We start from the raw sequence: 17,972 nt of genomic DNA on the forward strand, positions 1-17,972 counted from the left end.
CTCGGTCACATCTCCTTCTGCAGTACGGAAAGCGCGGCGATGAGTTCCGCCTGCGGCTCCGGCGCCACTTCGAGCGCGTCGAGCGGAGCCAGCCGCCGGTCCCGTTCGCCGTGCAGTACGTCGTCGATGTACGTCGCCACCAGGTCACCGCCCTTGTCGCGCAGCCGCAGCGCGCCCTGCGCCCCGATCCGCTCGGCGAGCCGCTCCCCCGCGACCCGGGTGCGGTGCCCGCCCAGGAGGGCGGCGGCCAGGAGGGCGGCGACCGTCTCGGCGTCGGGCGCGGCATTGCGTTCGAGGAGCCGTACCTCCTCCTCGGCCAGCTCCTCCACGACCCGCCGCCAGCGCCGTACGGCCATCCCGATCCGTTCGGACACCTCCCTGTCCGGCCCGGGTGTCAGGACCCCCGCCGACGCCGGCTCGCGCCGCCATGCCTCGGTGACCTGCTCGTCGGCGGCGGCGACGGCGCACTGGAGCAGCGCGGCCAGGCTCTCGACCAGCGAGTCGAGCAGTTCACGCGCCGAGCTGTCCCTCGGATAGCCGCGCCAGCGGGTCCGCGCGTCCCCGGCGAGCACGGCACCGGCCTTGAGCCGCCTGCGTACCCGCTCACGCTCGGAGGCGTACGCCTCCTCGACGGCGCCCGTGAGGCGTACGGCGGCGGCGTACTGCGCCGCGACGGCCCCCGCGAGCTCCGGCATCCGCACGTTGAGCGAACCGATGACGCCCGCGGCCGTACGGACGACGGCCTGCTGACGGGCCGCCGGGTCCCGCACCCGGTGCGTCAGCCAGGCGAGCAGCGGCGCGACGGCGGTGGTGGGCAGCAGCCCGCTGCCGCCGCCCGCCGACTCGGGCAGTTCGGGGATGGTGAAGCGGGGTACGTCGCCCAGACCCGCCTTGGTGAGCAGCGCCGCGTACTGACGTGACACCTCGTCAATCACCTGGTGCGGCACCCGGTCCAGGACGGTCACGAGCGAGGCGTCGTACTCCTTCGCCGTGCGGAGCAGATGCCAGGGCACCGCGTCGGCGTACCGGGACGCGGTGGTCACCATCACCCACACGTCGGCCGCGCAGATCAACTCGGCGGCGAGAACGCGGTTCCGTACGACGAGCGAGTCGATGTCGGGCGCGTCCAGCAGGGCGAGGCCGCGGGGCAGCGCCACGGCGGTGTCGATGCGCAGCGCGTTCTCGTCGTCCCCGCTCCAGGCCCCGGCCCCGCCGTCCTCCTCCTGCTGGGTCAGCCAGACGCGCGACAGCTGCGGAAGGACCCGTACGCCGTCGAACCAGTGGCAGTCGTCGGGATGGCACACCAGTACGGGTGTACGGGTGGTGGGCCGCAGCACGCCCGCTTCGCTGACCCGCCGCCCCACAAGGGAGTTGACGAGCGTCGACTTCCCGGCCCCGGTGGATCCGCCCACCACGGCGAGCAGCGGCGCTTCGGGGTCCCGCAGGCGCGGCACCAGATAGTCGTCGAGCTGTGCGAGCAGTTCCTCCCTGGTCTGCCGGGCACGCGGAGCCCCGTCGAGAGGGAGTGGAAGACGCACGGCGGCGACACGGTCGCGCAGCGCGGAAAGTGCGTCGATCAGCTGAGGCCGTACGTCCAAGGTCACCACATGCGAAGAATGCCCAATTTTGGCGCCTTTTTGAAGCGTATAGACATCTCCTGCGCGCCGGTCAGGCGCGGGGGACAGACGGGACGAGTGGGGCACAGGCATAACGAGTGCACAACACCCGTAGCTTCAGGCGCGAAAAGCACTGCAGGAATCGCACCTGCCTGCGATTATCGGTTCGCTTCACTGAACCTCCACATCGTGCCACGCAGGTGAAGCAACCGGGCCAGGGTGAACGGAGCCCTATCCTTGTCCCGGCACAGGTCACGGACCGCGCGGAACTGCCTCACCGGCACTCCGGGCCCCCGAGGCCAGGTATCGGCCCCCGTAGCTCAGTGGATAGAGCAGGCGCCTTCTAAGCGCTTGGCCGCAGGTTCGAGTCCTGCCGGGGGCGCCACTGACGTAGCGTCAATTGGGCGACGTTCTTGCAGGCCGGGCCGGTCTCCACGTGGGCTTACGAGGCCACGCCGCCCGTTGCCCACCGCCCGCCGCCCGCCGCCCGCCGCCAACAACAAAGGATTCCGCGGGCGTTCAACGCGTCGCCGGCGGAGCGGGCCACGACTTCAGAAGGTCGAGGGCCTCCTGGATCAGTTCCATCAGTCTCTCCGCCGGCTCGTCCTGGGCGCGCAGCCAGCGTTCCTTCGCGGTCTGCACCGCGGCCCCTACCACTCCGACGGCCAGGCGCGGGTACATGTCGGCGTCGGGGTCCACTCCCATGCGCACGGCGAGCACCCCCGCCAGCACGTGGCCGTGTTCCGTGGTCCGCTCCAGGCTTTTGGCCAGCAGGGGCGGGTTGGCCATGATCAGGCGCTGGACTCTCAGGTAGCGCTCGCCGTCCTCCCCGGAACCGCCGTCGATCACGGCGAGGGTGGCGGCCCGCAGTGCCTCCAGCGGGGATTCCATGTCCGGACGTGCGACGAGTTCACGCAGCAGGGCGGCGTTGTTGTCGTCCTCGTACCCGAGGATCACGCCTTCCTTCGAGCCGAAGTAGCGGGGGAGGGTGCGGGGCGAGACGTTCACCACCGCGGCGATGTCCTCCAGGGATGTCGCGTGGAAGCCCTTGCGCTCGAACAGGTCGGTCGCCTATGGGCAGTTGGGCGCGGAGCATCATCACGAGTGCTAATTTGACAGCCGAAGACATTTTGCACGTCATGCATAAATCCCCCAACTGACGGGAATGCCATGGCCGTTACCGCCCGCAGCACCCTCTCCGACGCCGGGTCTCCGCTTCCACTGCCGGTTCCACGCGAACGGGAATGCCCCTTCCTCCCGGCGCCCGAGGTCGCCCGGCTCAGGGCGGACCTTCCGGTGGCGCGGGTTGTCGGCCCCACCGGCGTCGAGGCGTGGCTGGTGACCCGCTATGCCGACGTACGCGAAGTGCTCGGCGATCCCGAGCGATTCAGCAACCGTTCAGGACAGACGCCGCACATCCTGGCCGACCCGCCGCCCGACGCACCTGTGACGGAGGGGTCGTTCGCACGGATGGACGGGGCCGAGCATCTGCGGTTCCGCCGGATCCTGGGGCCCGAACTCTCCTCGGTCAAGCGCATCGAACGGCTCCGCCCCACGGTGCAACGGCTCGTGGACGAGCGGCTGGACGCGCTCGGCGCCTCGGCCCCGCCGGTCGACCTCTACCAGCGGTTCGCCGTACCGCTCACCTCCACCGTCATCGCCGACCTGCTCGGAGTCCCCGCCGCCGAACACACGCTGTTCCAGAACGCGGGGGCCGCGCTCTTCACCGGGACCACCGACCCGGGGCAGAAGGCCGCCGCGTACGAAGCGCTCTTCGACTACCTGCGCCCCCTCGTACAGCAGCGGCGACACGAGCCCGGCGGCGACGTCCTCAGCAACCTCATCGCACGCGGCGACCGCAGCGACCAGCCGTTCACCGACACCGAGTTGGTCATGGCGGCGGCCGGCCTGCTCATCGCGGGCTTCGACACCACCGCCAGCATGATCAGTTACGGCGTACTGGCACTCCTGCACCACTCCGACCAGTTCACCACCCTGCGGGACAACCCCGGACTGGTACCGGGCGCGGCGGAGGAGTTGGTGCGGTTCCTCGGCGTCGGGGTGGGCATCATGCGGGAGGTCACCCGCGACACCGAGATCGGCGGGCGGCCGATCCCCGCAGGCGATTTCGTCGTCGCCGCCATCCAGTCCGCGAACCACGACCCACTCCAGTTCCCGGACGCGCACCGGCTCGACGTGACGCGCGACCCCACCAGGCACATCGGTTTCGGCCACGGCCCGCACCAGTGCGTCGGTCAGCAACTCGCCAGGCTCGAACTGCAGGTCGTACTCGAAACACTGCTGCGCCGAATCCCCAGCCTGCGCCTGGCCGTTCCGTTCACGGAGATCGAATTCAAGACCGACACCGTGGTCACCGGCCCCACCGCCCTCCCGGTCACCTGGGACGAGGTGCTCTGACGGCTCTGATGGCTCCGATGCGCGTTCACACCGAGGCCGAGAAGTGCGTGGCGGCGGGTGTCCACGTACTGGCCGCCCACCCCTGACACGGCCCGTACGGAGATCATCGGAAACCGTGTTTTCGAAAACTTGATTTTCGATGAGCGGATGCCTACAGTTCTGATGTCAGCTAGGGATGTCAGTCACGGATGATGGGGTGCGGCCATGGCGGAGGTACTGGCGGCGTCGGGCCGCCGCAAACTCACTCCGGAGCGTGAGCGTGAGCTGCTGCGGGTGACGGCGGAACTGGTCGGCGAGGTCGGGTACGACCAGGTGACCATGGCTGCGATCGCGCGGCGGGCCAAGTGCAGCACGGCGACGCTCTACCGGCAGTGGGAGAGCAAGCCGCGGCTGGTGGTCTCGGCGTGGAGGGCTCATGAGAGCGAGCGCGGTGGTGACATGGGGCAGCTCGACACGGGCAGTCTGCGTGGAGATCTGCGGGGAGTGGTGAGCACTCTGACGGCCGGAGACCCGGCCAATCACATGTTCGCGTCGGTGTCCGCCGCCATCGCGGAGAACGAGGGGCTGATGGAGGTCGTCCGCGAGATTCTGATCCATCCAATCCTGGAGAATCTGACCCAGTTGCTCGACCGCGCGGTGGCCAGAGGTGAGATCGCGGCCGGCAACCCGGTCATCGGGCTGACGCCCCAGATTCTGCTCGGCCCCTGGCTCGCGCAGGACATCCTCTACGGCACTCATGCCGACGAGGAGCTGATGGAGACCATTCTCGACACGGTTCTCCTGCCCGCGCTGGCACCGCGGGCCGCCGCCTCCCTGTGACCTGATTCCCGGAACGACGGCCCGCTCGCGCCGGAGGCCGGTCCCCCTGGCCGCGCCGTCTGTCGCCGTCTGTCGCTGTCTGCGAATTCCGCATCCTCCGAAGAACGGCCTGAGCGCCGCCTCCCTATTTCCGCATGCCTTCGAGGCCTCGCGCGCCCGTCGCGTGCCGGGCTCATGGCACCGCACGCCCAAAAGCATGAAAAGCACCTCGATTGGAGACCCTCCATGGCTACCTTCCTTCACCGGATCGGCAGATTCGCCTTCCGGCGACGCTGGCTCGTCGTCCTCCTGTGGGCACTCGTCCTGGGCGTGGTCGGCATCGGCGCCGCCGGCGGTTCGGGCCCCGTCAACTCAGGCACCACCCTGCCCGGCACCGAGGCCCAGCGGGCGTACGACCTGCTGGGGGAGAAGTTCCCGGCGGCCAACGCCGACGGGGCCACCGCCCGCATCGTCGTGCGGGCTCCCGGCGGGGAGAAGGTCGGCAGCGCCGCGAACAAGGCCGCGCTCGAAGTGACCCTGGCCGAGGTGAAGGAATCATCCCCGCGGGTGGCCCAGGTCAGCGACCCGTTCGCGACGCGCACCGTCAGCGCCGACGGTACGACTGCCTACGCGCAGGTCACCTATTCCGCGAAGGACGCGGACCTGACCGAAGGTGATCACACCGGTCTGGAGAAGGCGCTGGAGTCGGGCCGCGACGAGGGGCTGACGGTGGAGGCGTCCGGCAACGCGCTGGCTGCCCCGACGGAGAGCTTCATGGCCGAGGCCATCGGCTTCGCCCTGGCCGCCGTCATCCTCGTCATCACCTTCGGCTCGCTGATCGCCGCCGGTCTCCCGCTGCTCACCGCTGTGGTCGGGGTCGGCGTGAGTGCCGCCGCCATCACCGCGATCAGCGGTCCGCTCGACCTCACCAGCAACGCCTCGGCGTTGGCGACGATGCTCGGTATCGCCGTGGGAATCGACTACGCGCTGTTCATCGTCTCCCGCTACCGTTCGGAGCGCGCCGACGGTTACGACGCGCGCGAGGCCGCCGCCCGCGCCAACGGTACGGCCGGCTCCGCCGTGGTCTTCGCCGGACTGACCGTGGTCATCGCCCTCGCGGGTCTGTTGGTCGTGAACCTGCCCGTCCTCACCGCGATGGGTCTCGCCGCCGCCGGTGCGGTCGTCATCGCTGTTCTCGTCGCCACCACACTGATCCCCGCGCTCCTGGGCTTCGCGGGTGAACGCGTCCGCGGCAAGGCGGGCAGGCGGACCGCTGCCCGTACGACGGCCGAGACGAACAGCAGGGCCGAGACGAACAGGACGGCCGATACGAACACGACGGCCGGCGCTGCCGGCCCGGCCAAGGTAGGACTCGCGCAGCGGTGGATCTCCTACGTCCTTCGCAGGCCCGTGAGGGTCCTGCTGCTGAGCGTGGTCACCCTCGGTGTGATCGCTCTGCCTGTCTCGAAACTCGAACTGGGACTGCCGGACGACGGCTCCAAGGCCACCTCGTCCACCCAGCGCCAGGCGTACGACATGCTGGCGCAGTCCTTCGGGCCCGGCTTCAACGGTCCCCTCACGGTGACCGTCGACGACCAGGACCCCACCGTCGCCCGCAGCAGCGCCACGGACCTCGGCAAGTCCCTCGCCGGCCTGCCGGACGTGGCCGCCGTGACCCCGGCCGCCTTCAACGAGGCCGGCGACACCGCCATCATCACCGTCATTCCCAAGAGCACACCCGGCAGCGAAGCCACCAAGGGCCTTGTCGAGGACATCCGCTCGCTGAGCACCGACCTCAAGTCGGACACGGGGGCACGCTCCCTGGTGACCGGTACGACGGCGCTCAACATCGACACCTCGGCCAAGTTCAGCGCGGCGATCGTGCCCTACCTGGCCCTCGTCGTCGGCCTGGCCTTCCTCGTACTGATCCTGGTCTTCCGTTCGATCCTCGTACCCGTCAAGGCGGCCCTCGGCTTCCTCCTGTCGGTGCTCGCCTCCCTAGGAGCACTCGTCGCCGTCTTCCAGTGGGGCTGGCTGAAGGACCTGATCGGCCTGGAGCAGACGGGGCCGATCATGAGCCTGATGCCCATCCTCATGGTGGGCGTCGTATTCGGCCTGGCTATGGACTACCAGGTGTTCCTGGTCACCCGCATGCGCGAGGCGTACGTCCACGGCGCCGACGCCCGTACCGCGATCGAATCAGGTTTCAAGCACAGCGCCACCGTCGTCACAGCCGCGGCCCTCATCATGATCTGCGTGTTCGCCGGCTTCGTCGGCTCGCACGACGCCATGCTCAAGTCACTCGGATTCGGCCTCGCGGTCGCTGTCGCCTTCGACGCCTTCATCGTCCGCATGACGATCGTGCCCGCCGCTCTCGCCCTCCTCGGCAAACACGCCTGGTCCCTGCCCGGATGGATCGACCGCATCCTGCCCGACGTCGACATCGAAGGCGAGAAGCTCACCACCCACACGCCCGCCCCCGCGGACCGCGAGCCCAGCTTCGCAAGCACGGACGCGACCCGCTGACACCACCCGCCACCCGCCACCCGAAGGACAGGCCCTTACGCCCGCCGCCTCTGCCCCTCCGCGGTAATTCCACCGGACGCGCAAAAGGTGCTGTTCCCGCCGGACGCGCTTTGTATGAGACGGGCTGCCCGCGATCGCCGGTCCGTGAAATCCGCGATCGTGTCGTGGTCCGGAGCACGGCCAACCACTGGAACGACCTGCGGGCGAGGTGGAACCGTATGACCGAGACGCAGCGCGCACAGGACGGCACCGGCGGGACCGGCGAGACCGGAACGGGGAACGAGCGACACGTCGTACGCTCCCCCTCCCCCGCTGTGGCCGACCTTCGCCGTACCGGAATCAATCCCGACTTCTGGTATCCGGTCGCCGTATCCGGGAGCGTACGGAAGAACAGCGCTTTCGCCGCCGGCTTCGCGGGTGAGCGGATCGCGCTGTACCGGGGTGGGAGCGGCACCGTCTACGCCCTGGAGGACCGGTGTGCGCACCGCCAGGTGCCGCTGAGCATGGGTGTCGTGGAGGGCGAGTCCCTGCGGTGCTGCTATCACGCCTGGGCCTACCGGGGCAACGGCCGCATCTCACAGATCCCCTATCTGCCCAAGGGCGTGGACCGGCCGCCGCGAGGCGTACGGGCCTACCCGGTCCGCGAGGCGTACGGGCTGGTCTTCGTGTTCCCCGGCGACCCGGAGAAGGCTGCCGAGACACCATTTCCCGAACTGCCCACGTACGCCTCGGCCGAGCACAGGACCATGACGTTCTCGCGCACGGTGCAGTGCCACTACTCGTTCATGCACGAGAACCTGCTCGACATGAACCATCAGTTCCTGCACCGGGGCGTCCTCGGCCGGATCCAGCCGGAACTGCTCGGCTACGACACCGGTCCGCACTCGGTGGAAGCCCGGTACCTGTTCACTCCCGCCGGCGGGAAGAAGGACCGCGGTGCGGGTCTGCTCTCCGCCGAAGGCATCGGCGGCGGCAAGTCGCCGGACGTCATCACCGTCCGTACGCAGTACCCGTACCAGACTCTTCAGGCGCTCCCCGAGAAGGCCGAACTCCCGGCGTTCTCACTGTGGGTGGCGTACGTACCGGAAGATGCCGAGCAGCGCACCAATCACGTCTACGGCCTGCTCATGATCAAGAAGCCGCCCGTCCCCGGCGCGCTCCGCCTCGCCTGGCCGTTGATCCGGCGCTTCACCGAGCGGGTGTTCGCGGAGGACCGGATGGCGGTGGAGTCGGAGCAGCGGGCCTGGGACGAACAGGGCTCGGACTGGAACCAAGAGGTCTTCCCGCTGATCCTCGACGTCCGGAAGGTACTGCGCTCCAACGGCGTCCCCATCCGGCCCAAGGCGGACCTGTGCGCCGCCTCCACCCTCTGCGGCAACGCACCGCACACGGGCCCCGCACCGCACGCCGAGGCCGACAGGGCGCCGAGTTGACGGATCGAACCGAACCGGGACGGGGGAAGCGCTACCCCCAGGTGAGCGGATCGAGATGGAGATAGAACCTCTCCCGGTCACGGTCGAGCGCGCTGCCGTACCGCGTGGCGAACGCCTCGTCGGCGGAGTTCGCCTGCCGTTCGTCGGCCCATGTCTCCCGGGAGTTGGCGAGAAGGAGAGCGATGTCGGCGTACGGGTCGGCCCGACCCAGGCGGCCGAGATCGATGAAGCCCGCCACGTCCATGGTCTCCGGATCGAGGACGATGTTGGGCAGGCACAGATCCCCGTGACAGACGACACTCTCGACGGCCTCCTGGGCGAGCCGCTGTTCGAGCTGCGGGACGAGGCGCGCGAGCAGTTCGTCGGCGGGCGTCAGTTGCTGGTCCTCGGGGAGGAATTCCGGATTGACCGCGCCTCGCGCGACGACGTCGCGGGCGGTCGCGAACATCCGCGAGAGGTCGCGACTGAACGGGCACTTCGCCACCGGTACGTCGTGCAAGTGGCGTACGGCGTCGGCGATCCGCTCCCACGCCGCCCGCAGCTCCGGAGCGGCGACCCGATCGGCGGGGACTCCCGCGACGGCGCTCGTCAGCAGGCAGACGGCATCGGGGGTGACACGCCAGTCGAGTACGCGCGGACCCGGGACGCCCTGCCCACCGAGCCAGTCGACGCGATCACGTTCTTCTTCCAAGGAGGTCGCGGAGTCGGCGGGCACACACTTGGCGTACCGCGAGCCGTCCTCGGACCGAAAGACACTGGCCTCGGACTCGCCGTCCGTGACGGGCTCCCATACGCCGCCGTCGTGGCCGGCGCGCAGCAGAGTCCGGAACATCGCATCGATCACATCGGCCACCCTAACCAGCACGGCCCGCACCGCACTCGGCATTAAACGCGGGGAGCTCTCGCCGCGTCCGTCGCTTGCCGGTCCAGCGGGAAGCCGTTGACGAGCCTTGACTTGAAGTGCACATCAACCGAGAGAGTTCGCGACGCACCCCCCACCCCCTCTCCAACTCGCGGAGCACTCATGCGTTTTCGTACTCTCGGCCGCCGTCACGACGCCACCCCCGGCCCCCGCGTCAGCACCCTCTGCCTGGGCACCATGCCGTTCGGAACCCGTGTCGACGAAGCCACCTGCTTCGCGATCCTGGACCGTTTCGTGGAGCGGGGAGGCACGTTCATCGACACCGCCAACTGCTACTCGTTCTGGGAGGAAGGCGCCCACGGCGGCGACAGCGAAGAAGTGATCGGGCGCTGGCTGGCGGCACGCGGGAATCGGGACGAGATCGTGCTCGCCACCAAGGCCGGCGCCCGCCCGGCGGGGCCGGGAGTCTGGCCCGCGAACGCCGAAGGGCTGTCCGCCCAAGCCCTGCGCGCCGGCGTCGAGGGCAGCCTGCGCCGACTCGGCACCGACCGGGTCGACGTCCTCTTCGGGCACATCGAGGACCGCGCGACCCCGCAGACCGACACCGTCGAGGGGTTCGGCGCACTCGTCGCCGACGGCACCGTCGGCATCGTGGGGGCCAGCAACCAGGCGACCTGGCGCATCGAGCGCGCCCGCTCCCTCGCCCGCGCACGCGGTCTGGCCGGGTACACGTGCGTCCAGCAGCAGTACACCTATCTACGGCCCAGGCCCGGCGCCACCTTCGGTACGGGCGAGCACGTCACCCCGGAGCTCCTCGACTACGCGCGCACCGAGAAGGCCGACCTCACCCTGCTCGCGTACACCCCGCTCCTCAGCGGTGCCTATACGAACCCGGCCAAGCCTCTCCCGGCGCAGTTCGACCACCCGGGCGCCACCGCGCAACTCGCCGCGCTGCGCGAGGTCGCGCGGGAGACCGGCGCCACCGCCGGACAGGTCGTGCTGGCCTGGCTGCTCGGCGGAGATCCGCAGATCATCCCCGTCATCGGCGCCAGCGGACTCGCCCAACTCGACGAGTCCCTGGACGCGCTGGACGTGCGGCTCACCCAGGACCAGTGCGACCACCTCGACCAGGCCGGGTGAGGCGCGGTAAGGCGCGGTGAGGTGGCAGTGAGACCGCGGTGAGGCCGATTGGACCTCTATAAGAGGTCACCATTGGTCCTGGTGACCGGGCCGTCCGGACGGTCGGATGAGGAGAGCGCACCCGCTTCCCCGACCCGATTCTGGAGAACCCACGCCGTGACCACCGCCAGCGCCTCCGACGACTTCGACCGGTGGATCAGGAACGACTTCGTCGCTCTCAATACGCGGCTGGAGGAGGCGTACTTCGCGGCCGAGGCGCAGATTCTGCACGGCCGGGCGGAACTTGAGACGGTCAAGCGACGGATCGGCCGCGAAGGCGCCGAACTGGTCGGGCGGATCACGGAAGGCGGTGCGCCGCGCTCGCTGCCCACGGGTGACGACGAGCGGTACGAACTCCTCGGCTCGGTCGGGTTCTACCTCGGTGCCTGCCGCCGTCATGAGATCGAGGGGCCGCAGTCCGCGGCCTGGCCACTCGCCCAACTGCTGGGGTCGTCGCTCGGCGTCGTACCGCGGTTCGTCTTCGCCCACCAGGTTCTGTACAACCGGGCGGTCGGGGACACCTTCCGTACGTTCACGGCGCTCGACGACGAACGCGTCTTCCTCCTCTACAACGGCCTTTCGATGCTGGCGTACCAGCGCACGGCCGCCGCGCTGCGCCGCGTCCCGACGCTCGGCGTCTCCAGCCCGCTGACGGCGTATCTGCTGCGGGAGGCGCGGTCGGGACTCGAAGACGTACTGGACCTGGGCAGGACGCTGAGCAAGACACTCGACGTCGACCGGTTCTTCCTGAACATCAGGCCGTACTTCAAAGCGCATCGCGTCGGCGGCGTGGAGTACCGGGGCGTGAACGGGGGCGACTTCGCCGCGATCAACTCGATCGACGTGCTGCTCGGCCTCTGTTCGCCGTACGACCCCTTCTACCAGGCCCTGTTGACGGAGAAGTACCCGTACGTGCCGCCGGAGGACCAGGCGCTGCTGCGGGCCACCATGACGGCCGAGCCGCTGCTCGACGCCTTCCTCCGGGAGACGGCGGCCGGTCCGCTCACGCCCCAACTGCGCGACAACGCCGAGCTGTTCCTCACCGTCTGCCGACTGCACGGCGCCGCGTCGGCTTTCCACCACCACCGGCTCGTCGTCCCCTTCCTCCAGGCTCCCGCCGCCCGCGCGCCGCAGGAGCAGGGGGAGGAGCAGGAGTCCGAGGCGGCCGATCTGACGACCAGCGGGCCGCCGCTCCATGTGGTCATGGGCACCCTGGCACGCCTGGTCGACCTGAGGACCGCCCGGCAGCGGCCAGAAACGGACGGCGGCGGCAGCGCGCGCCCGTCACTCGACCGACTGCGGCACGCACTGGACGCCGCTCCCCGATCCGGCCTCCGTACGAACGACAGGTCTACGAACGACGGGTCTACGAACGACAGCCCTTAGACGCCGAGCGGCCAGACCGCGAAGCCCGCGCTCTTCGCGAGCGATATCAGTTCGTCCACACGCCGGGGGCTCAGGCACGCCATCGGATAGCAGTCCGACTCGATGTCGAGGATCACCAGGGCGGTGCCGACCTCGCGGTAGTGCCGGCCGCACGCCTGGAGGAAGTCATGGGTGGTCAGCTCCATCTCGGCGTCGTCGAACAGCACCCAGGGATCGACGGCCGGACGTGAGGCCAGCCCTCCCAGCCGCCACCGGATCTCGTCCGCGCCCTCCTTCCAGTCGAGCTCCGCGAGGAGCTTCCGCTCGTGGAGCGCGTCGACCAGGGCTATCCAGGTCAGTCCCGGAAACGGCTCGTATATGCCACGGTCCTCCAGCCGGATCGCCCACGTACGCACATAACCCTCGGGGTCCTCGTAGGCGTGCCGCACCTGTTCGGCGACGGTCGGCTGGTCGGGCGCCAGCAGTGACGCGACGGCTGTCAGGGACGAGAGGACTCCGCCGTCGGCGGGACCGGGGCCGGGACCGGACATGGGTGTGCTCCTTCTGCGGCAAGGGGTCAACGGGTAGAGCGGTGCGTGTCGTTCGGCACCTGAAAACACCTTGCCACAGGGGTACGACAACGGGCCGAGGCCGTAGCGCGGCTACGGCCTCGATCCGCCCGCCGACCCCTTCGGTTCGGCGGGCTCGGCGGACGGCGCGGGCTCCCCCGGTCTCCCCGGATCCCCAGGCTTTCCCGGCTCGGCGGACGGCGTCGTCGTGCCCGTCACCCGCGTCCCCGGATGGAACAGCGAGCAGATGAACGCCAGCCCGAGCGCGATGGCCATCCCGTAGAACACCCACCGGTTGGCCTCCGCGAAGTCCATCCGGATCGCGTCCATCGAGTCCCGCATGGTCCGCGCGATGTCACCGCCGCCGGAGGGTTGCCGGGTGTCCGCCTGCCCGGACACGGCCTCCGCGACGCTCCGGGCGGCGTCCCGCGCCTCACCGGCCGGCACGCCCTTCGAGCGAAGGGTCTCGACGACCCGGTCGGTGGTGACATGCGTGAGTACGGTGCCGAACACCGCCAGTCCCACGCTCGCCGCGAAGTTACGGATGGTCTGGGTGATACCGGTGACCTCTCCGTAGGAGGCGCCGATCGCGCGGTTGACCGCGTCGGTGGAGGCCGGGGAGAGCAGCAGACCGATACCCGCGCCGGCCAACGCCACGTACGGCCACTGGTCGTGCATGGCGAGATCCGTCAACTTGGACGCCCACAAGGCGAATCCGACCGCCCCGATCGCGGTCCCGAGCCTGAGCGCCGGTCTGGCGCCCCGCTTGTCCAGGATGCGACCGCCCCACTGCGACGCGATGGCGAAGCCCACGAAGAAGTACAGCAGGAAGAGCGCGGCCTGGTTCGGCGACGAGCCCAACGAGACCTGTGCGTAGACCGACGCGAAGAAGAACACCGGGACGAACGCGAGCATGGCGAAGAACAGCACCGCGGAGTCCACGGCGAAGGCCCTGTCCTTGAAGACCTGGAGCTTGACGAGCGGATCCCGGACGCGGAGTTCGAAGAGGCAGAAGAAGACCAGGACGAGCACGCCGCCCACGATGCAGGCCCAGGTGGCCACGCTGTCCCAGCCCCACGTGGACGCCTGCTGGAAGCCGAGCACACTCAGCCCCATCCCGACGGCCACCAGCACGGCGCCGGGCACGTCGAGCCGGTCGCGGCGCGAGGTGTTCTTGATGTGCGCCATGGCCGTCAGTACGAGGGCGATCACGGCGACAGGGACGTTGACCCAGAAGATCGCCCGCCAGGTCCAGCCGGTGAGCCAGCCACCGAGCAGCGGGCCCACGGCGGTGAGAGCACCGGAGAGCCCGAAGAACAGCGCCAGGGCCCGGCCACGCCGCTCGACGGGGAACACGGCGATGACCACGGCGAGCGCCGCCGGAAACATCAGCGCGGCGCCGAGGCCCTGGAAGGCCCGGAAGGTGATGAGCCAGGTCTGCGCGACGCTCCCGGTCGGCACACACCCGCACAGCACGGAGGAGATCACGAAGACGAGGGTGCCGATCACCATGATCCGGCGATGCCCCACGATGTCGGCCAGCCGCCCGCCGAGAGCGAAGAACGCCGCCAGGGTCAGCAGATAGGCGTTGATCACCCACTGCATCCCGGAGGACGAGAGCCCCAGCTCGTCGATGATGTCCGGCGCGGCGATGGAGACGATCGTCTGGTCGATGAACGTCATCGAGACGGCGAACAGCATGGCCGCGAGGGCCACCGTCTGATTCGGCGCGCCCGCCGCACGGACAGAAGCACCGGAATCTGAGGAATCGCCTCTTTCATTCATAGACCGGCATTTTCCCCTGTTTCATTGCGCCATGCACACTCGGCACTCAGAGATCACGGAGAGTGATCGAAGGGGAGTCAAGCCAGGTGGTCCACGCCACATGAAGTCTTATGTGTAACCGGCGGAGCGCAGGGCATTCGCTCTCCAGGTCCCGCCGCGTTTCCCCCGTCGCGGCGGGGCCGTTCACGTGTTCCGAGCAGTGTCCCGGCCGGGCTCCGGGCCGGGCCAGGCGATCTCGTAGAACTTCAGCCGGCCGTCGTCGGCGATCAGTCGCATACCTGCCGCCGCCATGACGTGCTGGGACCCGACGTTGTCGTGGTCGGTGTCGCCTCTTACGGAGGTGACACCGACGGCCCGTGCGAAGAGCAGGAGGCCGCGCAGCGCCTCGGAGGCGTAACCCTTGCCCCGCGCCGCGGGGACGAGGCCGTAGCCGATGGTCACGGAGCCGGTCTCGTCCGGCGGGCCGTGGAAGTCCACACCGCCGACCGCCTGGCCGGTCTCCTTGACACGGATCTCGTACGTGCCGAACGGCCGGGGGTCACCGATGCCCTCGCACGTCGTCAGGAAGCGCGTGGCGCCGGAGACGTCGCCCTCGTCCGGGTATCCGGGCGCCCAGTGGGAGCCACTCGTCCGGTCGCCCGTGACCAGGCGGACAGCCTCCGAAGGGCTCAGCGGATGGAGCAGCAGGCGCTCTGTCACGAGCTCGGTCATGTCTCGTGGATTCCTGTCCCGTCCACCGGCTCCAGCGGCTCCAGCAGGTCCACCGGCTCCTCCGGTTCCAGCGGGTCCACCGGCTCTTTCGGTTCCAGCGGCTCCTCCGCGAGGGGAATCGGTACGGACGGGTTCTGCGTGCGCGGCAATATGTTGGCGATGTAGTCCTCGATGGTCGCGTCCAGCCCCACGTCGTTCCCGGCGTTCTCGGACAGGTACCACCGGTGTTCCAGCACCTCGTGGTAGATCTGCGCCGCGTCCGTCCTGCGCCGCAGTTCCAGCGGTACGGCCCTTACGGTCGGCCGGAACACATCGCGCACCCAGCGGTGTGCCAGGACCTCCGGGCGTGCGCCCAGCGGATCGTCCGGCGCGTAGTCGTCCTGGCCCGCCATCCAGCTCTCCAGGTCGTTGAGCAGGCGTCGCGCCTGGTTCTCCTCCGCGTCCAGACCGGTGAGCCGCAGCAGTTGGCGCTGGTGGTGGCCCGCGTCCACCACCTTCGGCAGGAAGGTGACCGTGTCGCCCATCGGCGACCGCTCTATCTGCATCTCCGCGACATCGAAACCCAGTTCGTTCAGCCGGCGGATCCGGCGGTCGATGTAGTGCCGCTTGTCGACCGGGTAGACGGACTCCCGCGTCAGCTCGTGCCACAGGTCTTCGTAGCGCCGTACGATCGCCGCCCCGAACGGCACCGGGTCCACCGACGGATGGAGGGAGCCGGAGGCCTCCAGGTCCATCAGCTCCCCGGCGATGTTCACGCGCGCCAGCTCTATGTCGTAGTCGCGCTGGCCACGGCTGAGCGTCGGCTGGATCTGGCCCGTCTCGGCGTCCACCAGATACGCGGCGTAGGCGCCCGCGTCGCGCCTGAAGAGGGCGTTCGACAACGAGCAGTCGCCCCACGCGAAGCCGGTCAGATGCAACCTCACCAGGAGGACGGCGAGCGCGTCCATGAGGCGCTTCACCGTGCTCGGGCGCATGGTCGACTCGAACATCGAGCGGTAGGGCAGCGAGCCTTTGAGGTGCCGGGTGATCAGCGCGGACTCCAGCGGCCTGCCGTCCGCGTCGACCCGCCCCGTCACCACCGCGACCGGGTCGACCGCCGGTATGCCCAGCCTATGCAGGTCCCTGAGCAGCCCGAACTCGCGCACCGCCGGACGCTCGGCGATCTCCTTGACCGCGAGCACCTCGGAGCCGGCGTCCGCAAAGCGCACCACATGGCGCGAGATACCGCGCGGGAGCGCCACCAGGCAGTCGTCCGGCCACTCTTCGAGCGGAACACCCCAGGGCAGGTCGAGGAGCACGGCCGGCTGCTCCGGGTTGGTCGCGCTGATCTGGAGCGCCATGCCGCCTGCCTCCGACGTTCGTTGGTGCGTGCGTTCGTCCGTGTGCCCGTGTGCGTGTCGCGTTCTTTCAGAGCTTGACCTGCACGAGCCCGTGGGTCCCGCTCGTACGCCATGCCTGGTCGGTACCGTCGCCGCCCGTGTCTTCGAGTCGCGCCACGGTGCGCGGGTCGAGGCCGACGATCACATCGGACTTCAGGGTACGCAAGGCGGCCACCGGCCCCGGGAAGTGCGCCGTCCGCCCGGCGAACGACGTGGTCGGCGACCAGAGTCGATCACCCACGAGGCGGCGGTAGTTGAGGTCGCCCTTCACGATCGTGAGGGCGGCACCCGCGAATTCCTGCCGCAGCTCGGTGGGCATCTCGCTGTACGGGAACGGCGCGCAGTAGAAACCGTGCGCCCGAACGACGAGCCGCCCGTCGCCCATCGCGGCCCAGAGCCGCTTCCCGGCCTCGCCCGCGCTGCCGGACGCCTGGGCGATACGGCGCGCGCAGTCGACGACGTCGGCCATGGTCGCGTCGGAGACGTAATACGGATACGGCTTCACGTGCAGGACCACGTCATCCGCCCGGCCCGTAGTAAGGAGGTGGTCGATGAGGACCAGGTCGGGGATCAGCTCACGGCCGGAGTTGTCGGCGATGACGTGGACGGTCCGCGCGGCGCCGGGCGACCGGCCGGCGGGCAGCAGCGACCACAGCACCTCGCTGTCGTCCGCGACGAGGGGCGGCGGCTCCGGCGGCTCCTCACCGGCGGAGCCGTCTGCCGGGCCCCCGGAGCCGTGCGAACCGACCGAGAAGCCGAGGTCCGCGCGGTTGCCCCAGAGCGAGCCCTGGAGGTACGCGGCGGCCCGCTCCTCGACCGGCCGTTGGGCGAGCGCGTCGAGCGCCGCGAGTTCGTCGTCGACGAGCGAGCCGCTCAACTCGGCCCGCTTGAAGGGCGCGAACGGGTCGATGCCCTGCCAGGGTCCGGGCCCGAAGTACCCGACCGCTTGGAGGAGTCGGCGGTAGAAGTAGCTCTCGGACCAGAGGAACGGCACGTCGAACCACGACCGGCCGAAGTACTCCCCGCCCCACGCGTCCCACTGCTCACGGTCGTGCGCGTCCGGATCCAACGGTTCGACGACGCCCTCTGTAGAGGAGCGGAGCAGCGCGTCAAGCGCCCGGTGCCGTTCCGGGGACCACGGGAACGCGTCCCGTACCTGCTGGATGAGGGCGGGATGGCGCTCGGCCAGCACGCTCCGCGCGAACGAACCAGGTGCGCTGCTCACGATCACGGGCGCGTCGTCCGCTTCAGGCATGGCTTCCCTGTCCTCCGGAACTGGTCGGTGTCGCCGCCGGTCACGGGAGCGGCCACCGTCGCACCGTACCCTCCAC

The 17,972-nt window shown here is 69.6% G+C and carries 14 protein-coding genes and 1 tRNA gene; 7 read left to right on the top strand and 8 right to left on the bottom strand.

Annotated features, from left to right (window positions below; genetic code table 11):
• Positions 1-5: 5 nt before the first annotated feature.
• Positions 6-1,598 (bottom strand): dynamin family protein, encoded by a 1,593-nt coding sequence (locus ACFT9I_RS15475; protein WP_382564526.1) that lies wholly within the window; start codon positions 1,596-1,598, stop codon positions 6-8.
• Between the two features lie 327 nt (positions 1,599-1,925).
• On the opposite strand from ACFT9I_RS15475, the gene ACFT9I_RS15480 reads away from it, so the two are divergent.
• Positions 1,926-2,001, top strand: a tRNA-Arg gene (locus tag ACFT9I_RS15480).
• A gap of 134 nt (positions 2,002-2,135) precedes the next feature.
• On the opposite strand, the gene ACFT9I_RS15485 is transcribed toward ACFT9I_RS15480, so the two are convergent.
• Positions 2,136-2,678, bottom strand: a complete 543-nt coding sequence (locus tag ACFT9I_RS15485; RefSeq protein ID WP_382564528.1) for a TetR family transcriptional regulator — start codon at positions 2,676-2,678, stop codon at positions 2,136-2,138.
• Positions 2,679-2,786: 108 nt separating this feature from the next.
• Here ACFT9I_RS15485 and ACFT9I_RS15490 point away from each other — a divergent pair, with 108 nt between their 5' ends.
• The 4 genes from ACFT9I_RS15490 to ACFT9I_RS15505 all read left to right on the top strand — a co-directional run bounded on the left by ACFT9I_RS15490 (position 2,787) and on the right by ACFT9I_RS15505 (position 8,791).
• On the top strand, positions 2,787-4,034 hold the full coding sequence (locus tag ACFT9I_RS15490; RefSeq protein WP_382564435.1) for a cytochrome P450: 1,248 nt from the start codon (positions 2,787-2,789) through the stop codon (positions 4,032-4,034).
• A 204-nt stretch (positions 4,035-4,238) separates the two neighbouring features.
• Positions 4,239-4,853 (top strand): TetR/AcrR family transcriptional regulator, encoded by a 615-nt coding sequence (locus ACFT9I_RS15495; protein ID WP_382564437.1) that lies wholly within the window; start codon positions 4,239-4,241, stop codon positions 4,851-4,853.
• A 225-nt stretch (positions 4,854-5,078) separates the two neighbouring features.
• Positions 5,079-7,358, top strand: a complete 2,280-nt coding sequence (locus ACFT9I_RS15500; RefSeq protein ID WP_382564439.1) for an MMPL family transporter — start codon at positions 5,079-5,081, stop codon at positions 7,356-7,358.
• Positions 7,359-7,576: 218 nt separating this feature from the next.
• Positions 7,577-8,791 carry a Rieske 2Fe-2S domain-containing protein gene (locus ACFT9I_RS15505; RefSeq protein ID WP_382564441.1) on the top strand — a complete coding sequence of 405 codons (1,215 nt, stop codon included), beginning with the start codon at positions 7,577-7,579 and terminating at the stop codon, positions 8,789-8,791.
• Between the two features lie 31 nt (positions 8,792-8,822).
• Here the strand turns inward: ACFT9I_RS15505 and ACFT9I_RS15510 are convergent, their stop codons facing one another.
• Positions 8,823-9,623: an APH(3'') family aminoglycoside O-phosphotransferase gene (locus tag ACFT9I_RS15510; protein ID WP_382564530.1), complete on the bottom strand. Its 801-nt coding sequence runs from the start codon at positions 9,621-9,623 to the stop codon at positions 8,823-8,825.
• Between the two features lie 192 nt (positions 9,624-9,815).
• Here ACFT9I_RS15510 and ACFT9I_RS15515 point away from each other — a divergent pair, with 192 nt between their 5' ends.
• On the top strand, positions 9,816-10,793 hold the full coding sequence (locus tag ACFT9I_RS15515) for an aldo/keto reductase (protein WP_382564443.1): 978 nt from the start codon (positions 9,816-9,818) through the stop codon (positions 10,791-10,793).
• 156 nt (positions 10,794-10,949) lie between these two features.
• A complete protein-coding gene (locus ACFT9I_RS15520) occupies positions 10,950-12,218 on the top strand; it encodes a monodechloroaminopyrrolnitrin synthase PrnB family protein (RefSeq protein ID WP_382564445.1) in 1,269 nt (422 codons plus the stop codon).
• Here ACFT9I_RS15520 and ACFT9I_RS15525 read toward each other — a convergent pair.
• From ACFT9I_RS15525 to ACFT9I_RS15545, 5 genes are all read right to left on the bottom strand, one after another.
• A complete protein-coding gene (locus ACFT9I_RS15525; RefSeq protein WP_382564447.1) occupies positions 12,215-12,748 on the bottom strand; it encodes a hypothetical protein in 534 nt (177 codons plus the stop codon). The two genes, ACFT9I_RS15520 and ACFT9I_RS15525, sit on opposite strands and share 4 nt — an antisense overlap.
• A gap of 111 nt (positions 12,749-12,859) precedes the next feature.
• Positions 12,860-14,551: an MFS transporter gene (locus tag ACFT9I_RS15530; RefSeq protein WP_382564449.1), complete on the bottom strand. Its 1,692-nt coding sequence runs from the start codon at positions 14,549-14,551 to the stop codon at positions 12,860-12,862.
• Between the two features lie 183 nt (positions 14,552-14,734).
• Complete coding sequence (locus ACFT9I_RS15535) at positions 14,735-15,262, bottom strand: GNAT family N-acetyltransferase (protein WP_382564450.1); 528 nt, start codon at positions 15,260-15,262, stop codon at positions 14,735-14,737.
• The gene (locus ACFT9I_RS15540) at positions 15,259-16,602 is read right to left on the bottom strand and encodes a DUF4032 domain-containing protein (protein WP_382564452.1); all 1,344 of its coding nucleotides are present in this window, start codon (positions 16,600-16,602) and stop codon (positions 15,259-15,261) included. The genes ACFT9I_RS15535 and ACFT9I_RS15540 overlap by 4 nt, the downstream gene beginning before the upstream one ends.
• Before the next feature lie 67 nt (positions 16,603-16,669).
• Positions 16,670-17,896 (bottom strand): damage-control phosphatase ARMT1 family protein, encoded by a 1,227-nt coding sequence (locus ACFT9I_RS15545; RefSeq protein WP_382564453.1) that lies wholly within the window; start codon positions 17,894-17,896, stop codon positions 16,670-16,672.
• Between the last annotated feature and the right edge of the window lie 76 nt (positions 17,897-17,972).

This window comes from Streptomyces sp. NPDC057137 (genome assembly GCF_042670825.1).
Classification (GTDB): domain Bacteria; phylum Actinomycetota; class Actinomycetes; order Streptomycetales; family Streptomycetaceae; genus Streptomyces.

Excerpts from the sequence above, each read along its gene's own strand:
- ACFT9I_RS15490 (WP_382564435.1), top strand. The coding sequence starts at position 2,787 with ATGGCCGTTACCGCCCGCAGCACCCTCTCCGACGCCGGGTCTCCGCTT.
- ACFT9I_RS15495 (WP_382564437.1), top strand. The coding sequence starts at position 4,239 with ATGGCGGAGGTACTGGCGGCGTCGGGCCGCCGCAAACTCACTCCGGAG.
- ACFT9I_RS15500 (WP_382564439.1), top strand. The coding sequence starts at position 5,079 with ATGGCTACCTTCCTTCACCGGATCGGCAGATTCGCCTTCCGGCGACGC.
- ACFT9I_RS15505 (WP_382564441.1), top strand. The coding sequence starts at position 7,577 with ATGACCGAGACGCAGCGCGCACAGGACGGCACCGGCGGGACCGGCGAG.
- ACFT9I_RS15510 (WP_382564530.1), bottom strand. The coding sequence starts at position 9,623 with ATGTTCCGGACTCTGCTGCGCGCCGGCCACGACGGCGGCGTATGGGAG.
- ACFT9I_RS15515 (WP_382564443.1), top strand. The coding sequence starts at position 9,816 with ATGCGTTTTCGTACTCTCGGCCGCCGTCACGACGCCACCCCCGGCCCC.
- ACFT9I_RS15525 (WP_382564447.1), bottom strand. The coding sequence starts at position 12,748 with ATGTCCGGTCCCGGCCCCGGTCCCGCCGACGGCGGAGTCCTCTCGTCC.
- ACFT9I_RS15530 (WP_382564449.1), bottom strand. The coding sequence starts at position 14,551 with ATGAATGAAAGAGGCGATTCCTCAGATTCCGGTGCTTCTGTCCGTGCG.
- ACFT9I_RS15535 (WP_382564450.1), bottom strand. The coding sequence starts at position 15,262 with ATGACCGAGCTCGTGACAGAGCGCCTGCTGCTCCATCCGCTGAGCCCT.
- ACFT9I_RS15540 (WP_382564452.1), bottom strand. The coding sequence starts at position 16,602 with ATGGCGCTCCAGATCAGCGCGACCAACCCGGAGCAGCCGGCCGTGCTC.
- ACFT9I_RS15545 (WP_382564453.1), bottom strand. The coding sequence starts at position 17,896 with ATGCCTGAAGCGGACGACGCGCCCGTGATCGTGAGCAGCGCACCTGGT.